The organism is Amycolatopsis thailandensis (genome assembly GCF_042723255.1).
Lineage (GTDB): Bacteria > Actinomycetota > Actinomycetes > Mycobacteriales > Pseudonocardiaceae > Amycolatopsis > Amycolatopsis thailandensis.
Window position 1 is genome coordinate 1 of record NZ_JBHXJK010000053.1, and the last position, 16,824, is coordinate 16,824.

Annotated in this window: 14 protein-coding genes; 4 read left to right on the top strand and 10 right to left on the bottom strand. The window is 68.5% G+C overall.

The features are described from left to right. Positions 1-367 precede the first annotated feature (367 nt). From ACFWMR_RS21800 to ACFWMR_RS21825, 6 genes are all read right to left on the bottom strand, one after another. The gene (locus ACFWMR_RS21800; protein WP_093933339.1) at positions 368-1,579 is read right to left on the bottom strand and encodes a DNA polymerase III subunit delta'; all 1,212 of its coding nucleotides are present in this window, start codon (positions 1,577-1,579) and stop codon (positions 368-370) included. Continuing rightward, positions 1,576-3,627 carry a bifunctional MFS transporter/dTMP kinase gene (locus ACFWMR_RS21805; protein ID WP_093933340.1) on the bottom strand — a complete coding sequence of 684 codons (2,052 nt, stop codon included), beginning with the start codon at positions 3,625-3,627 and terminating at the stop codon, positions 1,576-1,578. The genes ACFWMR_RS21800 and ACFWMR_RS21805 overlap by 4 nt, the downstream gene beginning before the upstream one ends. 144 nt (positions 3,628-3,771) lie before the next feature. After that, positions 3,772-4,386 carry a hypothetical protein gene (locus ACFWMR_RS21810; protein WP_244199604.1) on the bottom strand — a complete coding sequence of 205 codons (615 nt, stop codon included), beginning with the start codon at positions 4,384-4,386 and terminating at the stop codon, positions 3,772-3,774. A gap of 13 nt (positions 4,387-4,399) precedes the next feature. Next, positions 4,400-5,554: a hypothetical protein gene (locus ACFWMR_RS21815; protein ID WP_378379669.1), complete on the bottom strand. Its 1,155-nt coding sequence runs from the start codon at positions 5,552-5,554 to the stop codon at positions 4,400-4,402. A 108-nt stretch (positions 5,555-5,662) separates the two neighbouring features. After that, entirely contained in the window at positions 5,663-6,436 is a 774-nt protein-coding gene (locus ACFWMR_RS21820; RefSeq protein ID WP_093933343.1) for an ESX secretion-associated protein EspG, read from the bottom strand. Then, positions 6,429-7,220 carry an ESX secretion-associated protein EspG gene (locus ACFWMR_RS21825; RefSeq protein WP_093933344.1) on the bottom strand — a complete coding sequence of 264 codons (792 nt, stop codon included), beginning with the start codon at positions 7,218-7,220 and terminating at the stop codon, positions 6,429-6,431. The genes ACFWMR_RS21820 and ACFWMR_RS21825 overlap by 8 nt, the downstream gene beginning before the upstream one ends. A gap of 112 nt (positions 7,221-7,332) precedes the next feature. Here ACFWMR_RS21825 and ACFWMR_RS21830 point away from each other — a divergent pair, with 112 nt between their 5' ends. The 3 genes from ACFWMR_RS21830 to ACFWMR_RS21840 are packed head-to-tail and all read left to right on the top strand — an operon-like array spanning position 7,333 to position 10,084. Continuing rightward, the gene (locus tag ACFWMR_RS21830) at positions 7,333-7,926 is read left to right on the top strand and encodes a TetR/AcrR family transcriptional regulator (RefSeq protein WP_378379670.1); all 594 of its coding nucleotides are present in this window, start codon (positions 7,333-7,335) and stop codon (positions 7,924-7,926) included. Further along, positions 7,923-8,558 carry a VC0807 family protein gene (locus tag ACFWMR_RS21835; protein ID WP_378379671.1) on the top strand — a complete coding sequence of 212 codons (636 nt, stop codon included), beginning with the start codon at positions 7,923-7,925 and terminating at the stop codon, positions 8,556-8,558. Before ACFWMR_RS21830 ends, ACFWMR_RS21835 begins: the two co-directional genes overlap by 4 nt. Before the next feature lie 11 nt (positions 8,559-8,569). Next, positions 8,570-10,084, top strand: a complete 1,515-nt coding sequence (locus ACFWMR_RS21840) for a carboxylesterase/lipase family protein (RefSeq protein WP_378379672.1) — start codon at positions 8,570-8,572, stop codon at positions 10,082-10,084. A gap of 112 nt (positions 10,085-10,196) precedes the next feature. On the opposite strand, the gene topA is transcribed toward ACFWMR_RS21840, so the two are convergent. Further along, positions 10,197-13,109 (bottom strand): type I DNA topoisomerase, encoded by a 2,913-nt coding sequence (topA, locus tag ACFWMR_RS21845; protein WP_378379673.1) that lies wholly within the window; start codon positions 13,107-13,109, stop codon positions 10,197-10,199. Between the two features lie 269 nt (positions 13,110-13,378). Between topA and ACFWMR_RS21850 the strand changes: the two genes are divergently transcribed. After that, entirely contained in the window at positions 13,379-14,191 is an 813-nt protein-coding gene (locus tag ACFWMR_RS21850; protein ID WP_378379674.1) for a S1 family peptidase, read from the top strand. A 647-nt stretch (positions 14,192-14,838) separates the two neighbouring features. Here ACFWMR_RS21850 and ACFWMR_RS21855 read toward each other — a convergent pair. The 3 genes from ACFWMR_RS21855 to ACFWMR_RS21865 form a co-directional block, all read right to left on the bottom strand. Beyond that, positions 14,839-15,450 carry a hypothetical protein gene (locus tag ACFWMR_RS21855; RefSeq protein WP_378379675.1) on the bottom strand — a complete coding sequence of 204 codons (612 nt, stop codon included), beginning with the start codon at positions 15,448-15,450 and terminating at the stop codon, positions 14,839-14,841. A 34-nt stretch (positions 15,451-15,484) separates the two neighbouring features. Next, positions 15,485-16,069: a hypothetical protein gene (locus ACFWMR_RS21860; RefSeq protein WP_378379676.1), complete on the bottom strand. Its 585-nt coding sequence runs from the start codon at positions 16,067-16,069 to the stop codon at positions 15,485-15,487. 103 nt (positions 16,070-16,172) lie between these two features. Next, positions 16,173-16,727 (bottom strand): lipoprotein, encoded by a 555-nt coding sequence (locus ACFWMR_RS21865; protein ID WP_167406050.1) that lies wholly within the window; start codon positions 16,725-16,727, stop codon positions 16,173-16,175. Positions 16,728-16,824: the final 97 nt, after the last annotated feature.

Here is a 16,824-nt window from a genome sequence, read left to right on the forward strand (position 1 = left end):
CCAGGCCCCCTTCACTGCGCTAGGCGCAGTGAAGGGGGCCTTCACGTACTCGCCCTCGGGGTCTCGCGACCCCTAGCCCGGGTTCCCCTTCGGGGACTTAAAGGGCCTTTCAGGCCTGCCACGCGCTGCCCCCAATGTGGCATTGGGGACATCGAACGTCTCCAATGCCACATTGGGGGCACGACCCCTTCACACCCGAATCCTCTTCACTTACCCACAGCACTTGTCCACAACCGCCCCTACCTGTGGACAACTCGCCCGACCAGCACTTTTCCGCCCCTTCCCCCGGTAAACTGGACTCGGGGACGCCCCCCTGGGATGGGCGGGGGGCTGGGGTAGGGGTGTCGAGGGCGGGTGCGGGGGCTGGTCAGCCTTGACGCAGGGTGGTGACCATGGCTTCGACGGCGATCCTCGGCTTCACGTTCAGGTCGATGGCCTCGCGGCAGCCCAGGACGGCTTCGAGGCGCCGCAGGATCGAGTCGGGCGCCCAGGCGGAGGCGGCCTGCGAAATTTCCGAAGCGTGGTCGGGGTGATTCAGCGTCGCGCCCGCCGCGCCGCTCGCGGTCACGAGCACATCCCGGTAGAACGCGGCCAGGTCCACCAGCGCGAGATCGAGCGTGTCCCGCTGGGTCCGCGTCGCGCGTGACTTCTGACGCTTCTCAAGCTGCTTCACCGCGGCTTCGGCGGCTCGTTTCGCCCCGGCGACACCCTTCCCGGTGCCGTCACCGCCCATCGCGGTGCGGAGCTCGGAACGTTCGGCCTCGTCGCGGACCTTGCTCTCCTCACCCGCGTCCGCCTCGGCCGCGCTGATCAGCTGATCGGCACAGGTGAACACATCGGACGGACGGCGCAGGCCGAGCGGGATCCGCAACACGGTCGCCCGCCGCTGCCGGGCCGCCTCGTCCGTGGCGAGACGCCGCGCACGGCCGACATGTCCACTCGAGACCGAAGCGGCCCACCGCGCACGTTCCGGATCGATGCCGTCCCGTTCCACCAGCACCCGCGCGATCGCCTCGGCGGGCGGCGTCCTCAGCGTCACCAGACGGCACCGCGAGCGGATCGTCACCGAGACGTCGTCCGGGTGATCGGACGGCGCGCACAACAGGAACACCGTGCGGTCCGGCGGCTCCTCGACGGCCTTCAGCAGCGCGTTCGACGCGCCTTCGGTCAGCCTGTCGGCGTCCTCGATGATCACCACCTGCCACCGCCCGGTGGTCGGGCGGCGCGCGGCGGCCTGGACCAGCGAACGCATTTCGGCGACGGAGATCGAGAGGCCTTCCGGCGCGACGAGCTTGACGTCGGCGTGCGTACCGGCGATCACGGTGCGACAGCCAGGGCATTCCCCGCAGCCCGTCCCCGTGCTGCACTGCAACGCCGCCGCGAAGACCCTCGCGGCGGTCGAGCGCCCCGAACCGGGAGGACCGGTGACCAGCCAGGCGTGCGTCATCGCCCCCGGCGCGACAGGCTGGTTCTCGATGATCCTCGCGGCCGCCGTCGACGCCGACGAAAGCGTGCGCGCGGCGGGCTCCTGGCCGACGAGCTGCTTCCAGACACCGATCAGCACAGGGGCTTCCGTCATGCCTCGACCTTCTCCTCCGCCGGGGCGATCCCGGCGAGCCTGCCGACGAGCACCGCGCGGACCGCGGTCCGCACCCGGTCACTCACTTCTTCCTCGGTGCCTTCCGCGTCGACCACCACATACCGCTCCGGGTCGGCGGCGGCCATCTCCGACAGCAGATGCTGCACCCGCCACTGCGCGTCCAGCGACTCCGACTTCCGCATCACCGTGCCGGGATCGGCGTCGAGCAGAACGGTGATGTCGGGCCGCAACCTGCCGGTCGCCCAGTCCGCGAGCCCTTCGAGCTCCTGGCTGTCCAGCCCGGCGACCGCGGACAGATGCGCCAGCGGCGAATCCACGAACCGCTCCATCACCACCACGGAACCGGCGTCGAGCGCGGGCTGGATGTCCCGTTCGACGATGTCCGCCCGCACCGCGGCGGCGGCCAGCGCCTGCGCCCGCGCGCCGGAAAGCGAAGCACCGGAGACGAGCTTCGCGAGCCGTTGGTCGTCCAGCGCCGGGTCGGCCGCCAGCACGATCGGACGCGTACCCCCGCGCAGCCATTCGGCCAGCCGCTCGGCCTGCTTCTCGGTGTTGATCGCCCGCGTGCCTTCCAGCGCGATCAGCAGCCCGTTCACCCTGCGCGGGCTGCGGCGCAGCGCGTTGCGGAGGTCGGCGAGGATCGGCTCGGCCCGCCTGTCATCCATCTGCCGGTACGCGAAGATGCCGGCGAGCAGCGCCAGGACCCCGCCACCGATCATCACCGGCCGCGTGCCGTCGATCGTGATCCTGCTGCCCCACAACTCGACCTCGGTCGTCTGGACCGCGCTGATCAGCACCGGCACCAGGATCGTCGAGCCGAACAGCACGATCTTCATCAGCGACTGGTAGATCGCGTTGATCCGGCCGCGGATGGAATCCTCGATCCGCGAACCGATGATCGTGACACCGGTCAGGAAGGCCGTCCCGGCCCAGACCCCGACAGCGGCGACCGCGACCAGCGAGACGGCGAGGTGCGGAGACAGCGCGACGACGACGAGACACAGACCCGCGGCGACGATCGAGATGCCGAACAGCCGATCGTGCGCGAGCCGCCGCGCGAGCTTCGGGGCCACGGCCATCCCGGTGGCGAGTCCCAGGAAGACGGCGAGCACCAGGAGGTTGAACGCCGCGTCACCGGCGAGCAGGCTCGACGAGTACGGCTTGGCCGAACCGATCACCGCGCCGCCGGCGGCGAAAGCGCCGAACGCGCCGATCATCAGACCGCGCACCAAGGGCGTCGTCCGCACGAAGCGGGCGCCGTCGGCGATCATCTGACGGAAGCCGAACTTCTCCTCGTCGGCCGCCTTGACCTTGGGTTTCTCGACCGCGTGGACATTGCGCAGCGAGAGTTCGGGGATCCGGGTGGCGATCACGATCGCGCTGGTCAGGTACAGCAGACCGGTGATGACGACGGCGACCTTCGCGATGCCGAGCTGGGCGTCACCCTGGAAGAAGTGGAACGTGGTGTTGCTGCCGGTGAGCACGGCGTTCGCCCCGGCCGCGGTGATCACCGCGAGGCCGTAGGTCATCACCATGCCGAGCTGGTTGGCCGTCTCGACCTGGTCCGGCCGTCGCAGCAGATTCGGCACCGCCGCGTCCTTCGACGGGATCCACATCATCGCGCAGCAGCCGACCAGGAAGTTCCCGACGAACACCCACCACGGGGTGCCGACGAAAGCGATCGACAGCAGGAACCCGCACCGGCCGAGGTCGCAGAGCACCATCACCTTGCGCCGGTCGAACCGGTCGGCGAGCAGCCCGCCGAGCGGGGCGAACAGCAGCCCCGGCAGCAGCGAGGTCAGCACGACCCCGACGAACGCGAAGTTCTGCGCGGCGTAGCTGTCGGTCAGCTTGGTGACCAGGCCGGTCAGCGTCAGCAGATTCAGCCAGTCCGCGACGCTGCACAGGTACGAGACACCCCAGATCCGGCGGAACGGCTTGATCGCCAGCACCCGCCGCACGCGGTGCATGGTGGAAGCGTCTCGCCCCGTCGATTCACCGGTGCCCGCTTCGGGCACCGACCGCACGCCCTCGCTGATACGCCCACCCCACTAGTCACGCGACGCCGGGAGCGACCCGGGTCAACGCCGAGTCCCCCGACCGTATGGCCAGGGTATCCCGATGGGCGAGGTGAGGGCGGACGGCCCCGTCCGGCGCTACCGCCGGACGGGTTACCCGAAGATCCCCGCGATGCTACTGAACAGGCTGGCCAGCAGCTGGATGGCGAGAACGGCGAAGACGATCATGAGGGCGATCGCGATCATCACGCCGGCGGTGTTCGACGACGGCTTGCCGATCCGTGGCATCTGCATGGATCGCTTGGCACGCCGTACTTCGACCTCGGCCTCTTCGTCGACCTCTGCGGGCTCTTCCTGCTTCAACCGGCGTGGCTGACGGATCAGCTGGGACGGCCTCGACGGCCAGGTGCGCTGTTGGGGCAGGATCCCGATCGGAGCAGCGCCTTGCTCACCCACGGTGCTGACGATCTTGGACGGCGGTTGGTCCGCTGTCTGCTCGGGGCCGGGGCTTTCGGCGGGCTGATCGTCCGCGAGCATCGCCGCGTTGACCATCCTGCTCACCACTTCGGGGTCGTGCTGGACCGGCCCCGGTACCTGCACGCGGACCTCGTCGGCGTCCACCGACGGGTTCGCCTGCGCCGCCGTGCCGGTCGTGACCAGCCCGGACAGGGGGTCGGCGAACCTGTCGGCCGGAGGATCTGCCTGAGTGCCATCGGCTTTCACGACGTCGGGGGCATCGAAGAAGGGGGTTCCGCCCTTCCCGCTCATGGTGACCACCTCACTACGGAATGTCCTCTGCTTCAAGGGTAACCACCTCGGCCCGCCGCACATCCGCCCAATGGGCCAGATAAATGTCACGCGCCGCGAGGCTGATCTTCACATCTTCCAGCAGGGGCTCGAAGAAAGAACGCCGGTAACGGGCATCCGTCGCCGTCGACGCGGCGAAGTACAAACCGGAGAAAACGGCAAGGAAAAGGGAGACGTTGACGAGCGCGGAACTCACCGGAAGAGGGACGCCCAGCAGTGTCCCCGGCGCCGATTGCCTGCCGGCGAATTCCGTCACGACCTCCGGCCGCAGGATCAGCACCCCGAACACGATGAAGAAGGCGAACACCAGCACGCCGAACGCCACGATCTGCACCGCCTGGGCGAAGAACAGCACCAAGGCGATGTTCAGCCGCTCCGTCTTCGCGAGCGCGCGCCGACGCCGCACCGGCGCGGTGTCGTCATCCAACGGCGCGTCGTCGTCGAACGGCGTGCCGCGCAGGACGGCCGCCCCCGGCTCCACGGTCCAGGACTTCAGCTCCTTCATCTCGTCGGACAGCATCGAGGCCAGGAACACCGCGCCGATCAGCACGAGGAAGCCGATCACCAGCCACAGCCGCCCCGGGTCCAGCCCTTCGACGGCCTGCCACAGCTCGGCGGTGAAGAAGCTGAACATCACCACCAGCAAGAGCAGCGGCAACGCCCTCGACGCGAGCGTGCCGATGGCCCTGACCTGCGCGACCGCGCTGCGCGCCGCCCAGGTCAGGATCGAGCCGACACCGATCCGCACCAGCAGCATCAGCACGGCCAGCGCGACGAGGTTCGTGAGCACGGCCACCCACAACGCGCGATCCCAGGACACCAGCCCGGTGAGCCGCTCGCCGAGCGGCAGCACCAGCACCCAGAACCCGATCGTCGCCGCCATGACGGCCAGCCGGACCCGGGTGCGGTTCAACGCCCGGAGCAGCTTCACCATCAGGCGGCCGGCGATCACCGGGACCACGACCACGGCGAACGTCAAGGCGAGCACCCCGAGGACGTACGCGAGACCGCTTTCCCGCATCCGGGCCTCGATCACGTCTTCGGGGACGTCGAGCAGCTTCAGCAACCCGGCCAGCAGCAGGTCGAGCAGGCACAGGAACACCAGACCGGGCGTGGAACGGCGCAACATGCCTGCTCCACGCCTCCGCCGGTGGATGACCATCGGCAACCCTCGCCGCCGGAACCACGCGTCGGCCGCCCGCCGATCCAGATCCATTCCGCCCCCTCGTCCCAGCGGCTACGTCCGGCTCATGTCCACCGCCTCGTGCAGCCAGCCCGCCAATGCCCGGCGGTCCATTCCACCGAACATCAGCCACCCTTCGGAAGGGGCGGCGTACAACACGAACCTCCCCAAATCGTTGTCGACGATCACGAATCCGTAGTCCGGGTACTCGGCGTTCAGCCCGCCGAACGCGACCAGGTCGAGGATCGCCGTCCCGGTCCTTGGCCTGCTGAGCGTGTCCCCGACCAGGCCGACCTCTTCGTCCTGACCGGGCAGCGGCACGCCGTGCCCGTCGATCCTGATGCGCATCGGCTCCGTCCCACCGGCGGGAACGTGCGGGAGCCCGCCGAAAACGCGGGCGCCCAGCTCACCGAAGTCGCTCAGGCTGAACGTGGTCCGCCGCCCCGACCGCATCCGCCAGACGACGGCCTGCTGCCCGTCGCCGTAGCAATCGACCCGCACCGCGCGGGGCGCGGACGCGAAAACGCCGGTGAGCACGCCTCGCACCGAACCCCGCAGCATCACGCCGTGCATCCGGAGCGCGGCGGGATGGATCTCGCCGTTCTCCATCAGCCCGGCTTCTTCGAGCATCGCCGCCTTGGCCGCGTACCGCTCGGCCTGGGTGACGAGATCCGCCGGCTCGTCGTACGACGGGCACAGACGGCGGATCTCGTCGTCGGTGATCTCCGGGTCGTAGCCCAGGTACACGCTCCGGCGCTCGGGCACCGCGCGCAGCACCGGCTCGGCGGCGCGCCTCATCAGTTCCTTCACCGTGGTCGGTTCACGCATGGTTCTGCACCGCCTTCACGATCCATTGCTCGGCCATCGACCGGCTGGCCGGGCCCCAGGTGAGCGTCCAGCGCCCTTCACCGTTCATCGCCGCGCTGAACTGGTACCGGCCGAGGTCGTTGTCCACCAGGCCGAAAGCGCCGTGCGGGTATTCGGCGAGGATGGAGTTCCGCACCGCGAGATCGACGAGGACCGTGCCGTGCCGCGGCCGCGAAGCGCCCTCACGGATCACCTCGACGGCCTCGCGGGCCTTCACGGGGATCAACCCGTCCACGTCCGTCTCGATGCGCACGGTCTCGCCCGGTCCCGTCGGGTGGTCGGGCAGCCCGTCGAACACCCAGCCCGGCAGCGCGCTGAGGAAACCGGACCGCAGCCGCGCTCGCTTGCCGAGCTTGTTCAGCACCGTGGTGTAGTCCTCGTCGCCGAAGAACCGGACCTCCCATGGCTCCTCGCGCGACGGGAAGACCCCGGTCACCACGCCGCGGATGAACCCGCCGCGCAGCGCGCGATACAGCCCGACGGCTTCGGGCGTGACCTCACCGCCGGGGGCCAGCCCGATGGTCGCCATCCCGCTCACGAACCGGGTGTACTGCTCCACCTCCTCGGCCAGGGTGAGCCCGGGAGTCGGCTCCTCGTCGGCCAGCACCGGCGGCACGGCGAGCTCCGGGTCGTAGAACTCCATCACCGATGGACGCTCCGGGACCTCGGCCGCCAGCGGGGCGATGACCTCGTCGATGACGTCGAAGACAGCGGTCGTTGAAATGCTCACCTGACCATTGAACACCCTGGTACCGACAATTTTTAGAACTTTTGTTCGAACGGGTGAGACGGGTCTGCGAGCGGTCGGTGAGCGGTCGGCGGTCGACAGTTTTGCTCGGGTGAGCTATTTTCTGCTCATGCAAGCAAAAGCGAAGTCGTTCACCGAGAGTGCCCGGCGCGCACAGATCGTGGCCGCGGCCATCGAGACGATCGCGAGCCTCGGCTACGCCAAGGCGTCGTTCGCTCAGATCGCGAAGGAGGCGAAGTTGTCGAGCACCGGGCTGATCTCGTACCACTTCGCGAACAAGGAGGAACTGGTCCGCACGGTCCTCGAAGACGTCTTCGGCGAGATCGGCGCGTTCATGACGGAGCGGATGAGCGAGCCGTCGTCCGCGAGCTCGGCGCTACGGACCTACATCGAGGCGAACCTGGAGTTCGCCGCCGCGCGGCCGACCCGGATGCGGGCCCTGCTGAACATCTTCCTCGGCGGCGCGCTCGACTTCGACGCGTCGACGGAGCAGGCGGCGCTCGAACCGGTGGAACGCATCCTGCGCTGGGGCCAGGAAAGCGGCGAGTTCCGCGAATTCGACGTCCGGGTGATGGCGACGACCATCCGCCGTTCCGTGGAGGGACCGGTGTTCCTGCTCGCGGGCGAACCGACGATCGACCTGACCTCCTACGCCGAAGAACTGGTGACCCTGTTCGACCTCGCGACCAGGCGGCCGACGTGACTCCCGCGATCCGCCAGTGGGGTGTGGTGCTCCTCGAAGTCGTGGTGCCCCTCGCGGGCTACTACGTGTTGCGCGGCCTCGGTGTCGGAGCGCTGCCCGCACTCGCTCTGTGCGCTCTGCCGACCGTGGCCTTCGTGCTGTACCGGGCGATCCGGCGTCGCTCGATCGACACTCTCGCGATCTTCGTGCTGGCGATCTTCGCGGTGAGCGTCGGCGTCTCGTTCGTCACCGGCAGCCCCCGGTTCATGCTGGCGAAGGCCGGCTGGTTCACCGGGGCGGTCGGCGCCGCGTTCCTCATCTCGCTGCTGTTCACCAGGCCGCTCGCGTTCGGCATGGGCCGTTCGATGCTCGCGAAGAGCCCGTGGGCGGACACCTTGCGCGTCACCGAATGGAACGAGCTCTGGCCGCGGCACGGTTGGTTCCGGCGCGCCTGGCGGGTCGCGACCGTCCTGTGGGGAGTCGCCCTGCTCGCCGACGCCGCCGGTCGGGTCCTGATGGCGTACGCCCTCCCTGTCGACGCCGTTCCCGCTCTCGGCGCCGCGCTGTACGGCGTCACGTTCGTCGTCGTCCAGGTGCTCCAGCACCTCTATTTCCGCCACGTCGGACTGTGGCGTCGTCTCGCCGATCACTGAAAGGACATCTCATGCATCTCCTGCTGGCACTCGTCACCGGCCTTCTCACGATCGTCGCGCCCGCGGATCCGCTCGTCGTGCGCACCGACGCGGGAGCCGTCCGCGGCGCCGAATCCGGACAGGTCCGGACGTTCAGCGGCATCAGGTACGCCGCGCCACCCGTCGGCGAGGATCGCTGGAAGCCGCCGCGGCCTCCGGAACCGTGGAGGGGCGTCGCCGACGCGACGAAACCGGGAAACGTCTGTCCTCAGGCCACCGGCGGCGACGAAGACTGTCTCTTCTTGAACGTCACCGCGCCACGCGACGCGGGAAACCGCCGCCTGCCGGTGATGGTCTGGCTGCACGGCGGCGGCTACACCATGGACGCGGGCAGCCACTACGGCGCGCAACGCCTGGCGGATCAAGGCGACGTCGTCGTGGTGACGGTGAACTACCGTCTCGGCGTCTTCGGCTACTTCGGACTTCCCGGGCTCGCCGGATCCGGTGATTTCGGCCTGGCGGACCAGCTTTCCGCGTTGCGCTGGACCCAGCGCAACATCGCGTCGTTCGGCGGGGACCCGCGGAACGTGACCGTGGCCGGGCAATCCGCGGGCGGGATGAGCAGCTGCGCGCTCCTCACGTCGCCCGCGTCGGCCGGGCTCTTCGACAAGGCCGCGATCATGTCCGGTTCCTGCCTGCTGGACTGGCCCGACGGTGGTCTGATCCCGAATCAGCCCGCGCAGACGCCGTACTCCCCGCTGGCCAAGACAGAGGCGGACGGCGCCGCGGCGGCCGCGAACCACGGCTGCACGGGCCCGGACGCGATCGGCTGCCTCCGCCGTCTCCCCGCCGCCGACCTGATGAAACACACGCAGACGTTCTCAAACCATCTGACCTACGGCACCCCATTGCTCCCCCTCGATCCGGCGAAAGCGGTGCGGCTGGGCGCTTTCCACCGGGTGCCGGTGATTTCGGGCGGCACGCACGACGAGATGCGGTCGTTCATCGCGGGCGTCGCCCTGTACAAGCCGATCACCGAGGAGCGCTATCAGGAATTCCTGCGCGCGTCCTTCGGCGAGCACGCGGGCGAGGTCGGTGCGAAGTATCCGTCACGGGACTACGAATCCCCCGCCATGGCCTGGGCGACCGTCACCACCGATCGCTCCTGGGCGTGCCCGACCGCCGAGGGGAACAAGCTGCTGGCGAAGCGAACTCCTGTGTACGCGTACGAGTTCGACGACAAGAACGCGCCCAATGTCAACGGGATCGAGGCACCGGGCCTGCCGCACGGCGCGGCGCACGCGCTCGACCTGGCTTACCTCTTCGAACTCCACGGCCAGGAACTGCCGCTGCGGCCGGAGCAGAAACGGTTGTCGGAGCAGATGATCGCGTACTGGACCAGCTTCATGCACACGGATGATCCGAACGCCGCCGGTTCGCCGCGGTGGGATTCCGGTGTCGTGCTGTCACTCGCGCCGGACGCTGTCCGGCCGGTCGATCACTACGTCGATCACCGGTGCGGCTTCTGGGCGGGCCTGGGTTCCTGACCGCGCTTCTCGCCGGTCGCTGTCCCGCCCCGCCTCGCCGAATGTCATGAGGGGTCCCCTTCGGACAGATTTCGTCCTAAGGGGACCCCTCATGACACTTGCGGTACGAGAGCTACTTCGTCTTCGTGGCTGTCGAGCGCGAAGCGGGCTTCTTCGCCGCTGTCGTCTTCGCAGCTGTTGTCTTCGACGCGGCGGTCTTGGTCGCGGCGGTCTTCTTGGCCGCTGTCGTCTTGGTGGCCGCCGTCTTCGACGCCGCCGGCTTCCGCGCCGGAGCCTTGCGCTTGGGCGCGGGGCCCTTCGCGCGCTTCTCCGCCAGGAGTTCGGCACCACGCTCGGCGGTCAGCTCCTCGATGCTGTCCGACTTCCGCAGCGTCGCGTTGTACTCGCCATCGGTCACGTACGGACCGAAGCGGCCGTCCTTGACCACCATCGGCTTACCGGACACCGGGTCGTCGCCCAGTTCCTTGAGCGGCGGCTTCGCGGTCGCGGACCGGCCACGCTGCTTCGGCTCCGAGTAGATCTTCAGTGCCTCTTCGAGCGTGATCGAGAACAGCTGATCCTCGGTGGTCAGCGAACGCGAGTCCGTGCCCTTCTTCAGGTACGGCCCGTAGCGCCCGTTCTGCGCGGTGATCTCGTCGCCGGATTCCGGGTCCTTGCCGACCACGCGCGGCAGCGAAAGCAGCTTCAGCGCGTCTTCGAGGTTCATCGTCTCGATCGACATCGACTTGAACAGCGAACCCGTACGCGGCTTCGGCTGCTTCGCCTTGGCGGCCTTCTTCTGCGCGGCTGTCGCGCCTTCGGGCAGCGGCTCCGGCTCGGGCAGCAGCTCGGTGACGTACGGGCCGAAGCGGCCTTCCTTCGCCACGATCTCGTGCCCGCTGACCGGGTCCTTGCCGAGCACACGGCCTTCCTGCGGCGTCGCGAACAGCTTCTCCGCGATGGCCGGGGTCAGCTCGTCCGGCGGCAGGTCCTCGGGCAGGTTCGCCCGCTGCGACGTCCCGTCGACCTCGCGCTCGAGGTACGGGCCGTAGCGGCCGACGCGCACGACGACGGTGTGCCCGTCGGCGTCGCTGAACAGCGGGATCGAGTTGATCTCACGGGCGTCGATGTCCTCGACGCCTGAGCCGACCAGCTTCTTCAAACCACCCAGACGGCCGACGGAACCGTCGACGCCCATGTCGCCGCCGAAGTAGAACTTCGACAGCCACTGCGTCCGGTGCTCGGCACCGGCGGCGATGCGGTCGAGCTCGTCCTCCATGCCGGCGGTGAAGTCGTAGTCGACCAGCCGCTCGAAGTGCCGTTCCATCAGGCCGATCACGGCGAACGCGACCCAGGAGGGCACCAGCGCGGAACCCTTCTTCCACACGTAGCCGCGGTCCTGGATGGTCTTGATGATCGACGCGTACGTCGACGGGCGGCCGATGCCCAGCTCTTCGAGCTTGCTGACCAGGCTCGGCTCCGAATAGCGCGCCGGCGGCGACGTGGTGTGCCCGTCCGGGCTCAGGTCGGTCGCGGTCAGCGCCTGGTCCTTGACCAGCTGCGGGAGACGGCTCTGCTTGTCGTCCGCTTCGCCGCCGCTCTCGGTGTCGACGGCCTCGACGTACGCCTTGAGGAACCCGGCGAAGGTGATCGTGCGACCCGAAGAGGCGAAAGTGACCTCTTCGCCGCTGGTGGCGGTGCCGACGATGCGCACCGACATCGTGGTGCCCTTCGCGTCCGCCATCTGCGACGCGATCGTGCGCTGCCAGATCATCTCGTAAAGGCGGTACTCGTCGGTGTCCAGATCCTTCGCGACCTGGCCCGGCGTGCGAAAGACCTCGCCCGAGGGACGGATCGCCTCGTGGGCTTCCTGCGCGTTCTTCACCTTGCGGGTGTACTGGCGCGGCGACGGCGAGACGTATTCCTTGCCGTACAGCTGCGTCGCCTGGCTGCGCGCCGCCGAGATCGCCGACTCCGACAGCGTCGTGGAGTCGGTACGCATATAGGTGATGTAACCGTTCTCGTACAGCTTCTGCGCGATCCGCATCGTGCGCTCGGAGGTGAACCGCAGCTTGCGGCCCGCTTCCTGCTGCAGGGTCGAGGTCATGAAGGGCGCGTACGGCTTGCGCGTGTACGGCTTCTCTTCGACGCTCGCGACCTTGAAGTCACGGTTCTTCAGCGCCTCGGCCAGCCGGACCGCGTCGGCCTCGGCCAGCACGCGGATCTCGTTGTTCGACGCTTTGAGCTGTCCGTCCGAGCCGAAGTCACGGCCGGTGGCCAGGCGCGCGCCGTCGACGGCGATCATCCTGGCCGGGAAGTTGCGCGGCGAGGCCTCGGCGCCGGCGTCCATCGTGGCGGAGATGTCCCAGTACGACGCCGAGGTGAAGCGCATGCGCTCGCGCTCCCGCTCGACCACGATCCGGGTCGCCACGGACTGCACGCGGCCCGCCGAAAGCTTCGGCATGACCTTCTTCCACAGCACGGGCGAGACCTCGTAGCCGTAGAGCCGGTCCAAGATGCGGCGGGTCTCCTGCGCGTCGACCAGGTCGCCGTCGAGCTCGCGGGTGCTGTCGGCCGCGGCGCGAATCGCCTGCTCGGTGACCTCGTGGAAGACCATCCGGCGCACCGGGACCTTCGGCTTGAGGGTCTCCAGCAGATGCCACGCGATGGCCTCGCCCTCGCGGTCGGGGTCCGTGGCGAGGTAGAGCTCGTCGACGTCCTTCAGGAGGCCCTTCAGCTCGGTGACCTTGGACTTCTTGTCGGGTGTGACGACGTAGAGCGCCTTGAAGTCGTTGTCGACGTCGACACCCAGCCGCGCCCACGACTCACCCTTGTACTGGGCGGGCACGTCCGCCGCGCCGCGGGGAAGGTCGCGGATGTGTCCGACCGAGGACTCCACGACGTAGTTACCGCCGAGGTACGGGGCGATCTTGCGGGCCTTGGTCGGCGACTCGACGATCACCAGCCGACGACGGCCGGCGCCGTCGTCCGACGACGCGGTCTTCTTCGTCCGTGCTCCTGCCACGCTGTCCTGCTCTCCGCTCATCTTCGGCGCCTTCGCGCCGCCTCTCGACCCGTCAGTGTGCACGCTCGCGCCGTCCGGACCCCGGCTAGGTGGCGCAACACGCCGCCGATCGTGTGTCCAGCGCATCGCCGCTGACCTCGTCGATGTTTCCTTTCAACACCTAGCACGTGATGTCGGACACGTCCGCCTGGGGTCCCGCGTGACGGGGTGAACACCCTCCGTTCGACGGTGGTGACACCGTGCCCGCCAACGCTTCACTTGATACCCACGCCGACCCGAAAGGACTCCACGTGACTCGACGACTCCTCGGCACACTGTTCGCCATGCTGACCGCATCCGCCCTGGTCGGAGTTACCCCCGCCGAGGCGGCGACGACCACCTTCGCCGGCACCGTGGCGTTGTCGAACTGCTCCGGGTCGGTGGTCAAGCCGCCCGAGGCGAGCCTCGACGACCCGGCCCTCGTCCTTTCCAACGGGCATTGCCTGCAAGAAGGCTTCCCGGACCCGGGAGAAGTAATCGTCGACAAGTCTTCATCACGGACCTTCACCCTGCTGTCCAAGGACGGCCGCTCATCACTGGGCACGCTCAAGGCGAAGAAGCTGCTTTACGCGACGATGACCGACACGGACGTCTCGCTCTACCAGCTCAACACCAGCTACGCCAAGATCCAGTCGACCTACGGTATCGCCCCGCTGACGCTCTCGCCGACCCGTCCGTCGGCCGGTGTCGCGATGGACGTGGTCTCCGGGTACTGGAAGAAGATCTACTCGTGCAACATCGACGGCTTCGTCCATGAACTGCGCGAGGCGAACTGGGTCTGGAAGGACTCGATCCGGTACACCCCGGCGTGCAAGACGATCGGCGGGACCTCGGGGTCGCCGATCATCGAGACCTCGACCGGGAAGGTCGTCGGCGTCAACAACACCGGCAACGAAAGCGGCCAGCGGTGCACGATGAACAACCCGTGCGAGGTCGACGCCGCCGGGAAGGTGACGGTGCGGAAGGGCATCAACTACGGGGAACAGACCTATCAGCTGACCTCCTGCCTCAAGCACAGTGAACTGGACCTGGCGAACCCGGACTGCAAGGCGCCGAAGCCCTGACCCTCGTTCGGGTCGCGAGTGGCGATTCGATTCGGAGCTGACCGTCACCTCCAGTCGAGCGGTCTCGCGTGATCAGATGGACGACACGGGTGATCGAGTGGACGACACGCGTGACGGGACGGACGGCACGCGACGGGCCCCGTGGTGAGCGTGTCGTCCAACCGGTCACGCGTGCCGTCCGTCTGATCACACGTGCCGTCCACTCGGTCACGTGAGGCCGCAGCCGCGCGGGGGTCGTGAGTGGCGATTCGGGTTAGAGCGGACCGGTACTTACCTACCTACGCCTGACCTGCGCGAGGGTGGCGGTTCCGCGGATGCCAGGGCGCGACGATGAAGGAATTGGGACGTTGAACGTCCCAATTCCTTCACCGTGGGGTCGCCCCGGCTTCGGACCTTGATCAACGGAGGATCCGGGACACTCAACGTCCCCGATCCTCCGTTGATCAAGGTCATGCCGGCCACGACGAAACCAGGCCCCGCCGACAACGGATCCGGACGTTCACTGCCCCCCACCAACGAGACCGAGCGTGGAAGATCCCTGACGTTCAACGTCCCAAATCCTCCACACTCGCCGATCACACCAGCGGGCAGGCAAAACGAGTCCGCCAGAACACGAATCGCACTCACGACCCAAGCGATCACGACGTTCAAACGGCGCGCACCACCGGCACCAGGCTGGGCCAAGCGAGCTCGGCTCCCGCAGGCGCGTCCCCGATCAGCTCAAGGACGTGCGCGAGCCGCCGCCGTCCGGTGACCCGGAGCAGCGCTTCTTCACCCTTCTGTACCTTCGCCGGGACGCCGAGCCGGGCCAGCGCCTTGATCAGCCGCTCATGCGTCTCCGGCACCTCCGGATCGAGCGCGAGCAGGTAGCCGTTGCCCTGGGGGCTGCCCGCCGCCAGCGCCCACATCCTCAACATGGCCCCGTCGAGCCGGAACCCGTCCGGCAGGACCTTCTCTTCACCACGACCCCAGCGCTGCTCGAGCGGCAGCAGATCGACCCGGAACGGCGTTCTCACCAGTGGCCGCCCGCATTCGGCGGCCGAGACCTGCGCCTGGACGCCGCGCCGACGGCATTCCCTGGCGAGGGCACCCGCCCGCCAAGGCTCGTCGACCACGGCGGACAGCCGTGCCGCCGTCCGCCCGAAGCCCGTCATCCGCCCGGGCCCGCACAGCACTCCGGCGAGGTCGGCGAGCCCCGGCCCGCTCGCCTCCGCCGAGAAGAGCGAGATCGTCCCGTCCACCCGGACAGAATAGAACACAAGTTCGAGTCATGGCCAGTGATAGCGCCGTGACTCAGCGCGGTTGCTTGACCAAATCCTGGCAAACCGGGATCCGGCTGCTCGCCGAAGCGAGCTGAGGCACGTCGTTAAGGCCCCTGAGAAGGTCGAGGCGGTCGAGTTCGTCGAGAGACGTCCTCGCGTCGCGAAGTGCCGTTTTCGTCGCCTCGGAGTCGGCTGAGGAGTCGAGACGGCGGCGGGCGTCGTCGGCGCGGGCCCGGATGCCGTCGAGCTGGGCGACGGCGGACGTTCGCGAGGTGTCCCCGCCGGAGACCGGGGCCGGACCGAGGTTCACGAGCGCGGCGGAAGTCCGCTTCAGCCCTTCGGAGACCGAAGCCATCAGGTCACCGGAGGTCCGGGAGGCCTGCTGCGGCGTGCTCGGGTCGACGCTGGGCAAGGCCGCCAGCGTCCGTACGAGGCCACCCGCCGCGTCGCAGTACCCCTCCGCCCAGGCGGAGGTGTGGTCGGCCTCCGACGCGCTGACCGTCGCGAGACCTTCTTGTCTGGCGTGGGAAGTCACCGCGGGCTGCTGCCCGCACCCGGCGAGGCCGAGCCCGATACCTGTTGCTAGCGCGGCAAGGACGGTGAACCGCGGCCGCACGAAAACACCTCCCGGACTCCACGACTTCCCAGCTGGCCCCCGACGGTACCGATACCGGTGGGCAATGCAAATCGCCGGGCGATCAAGACGGCGAAAAGAATGGTCAGGAGGGCAACTTCTTGCAGTTCGGGGCCTGCTCGGCCAAGGCCTTGAGCGAAGCGTTCGTTTCCAACTGCTGGAACGGGTCCGGCATGTCGTTGATGTCGGACCCGATTTGCCGGAACGCGATCGCGGCCTCCGCCGTGGCCTTCTTGTCGTCCTTGGGCGCGGCGTCCAGTTTCGCCTTCGCCGCGACGACCTGGTCCCGGATCGGCGTCAGCGCGTCGACGATGCTCTTGCGCGCGCTCTCGGCTTCCGCGCTCGGCGCCTGACCGAGCCCTTTCAAGCCGGTGACGGCGTTGTCGAAACCGGGCGCGAACACGCCGAAGGCCTCGTCCATCGCGTTGCGGGCGTTCGCGGGATCGTCCTGCTCGAAGTCGGGCATCCTGAAGTCGCCGATCTTGGCGAAGTCGATCAGCGAACCACAGAAGCCGTCCATCCAAGAGCCGCCCGCCGCGGGAGCGGAAGAAGGAGAAGGCGGGGCGACGGCGGCCGGTTCGGCGCCATTGCAGCCCGCCAGCAGGAATACGGCGGCGAACAGGATGATCGAACGCCTCATGGCGGGGCTCCCCGGATCAGGATCAGCGTGACGCGCAGAGATTAGCCTGCCCGGACACGGCACCGGGCCCGCCACGGAAAGGTGGCGGGCCCGGTGG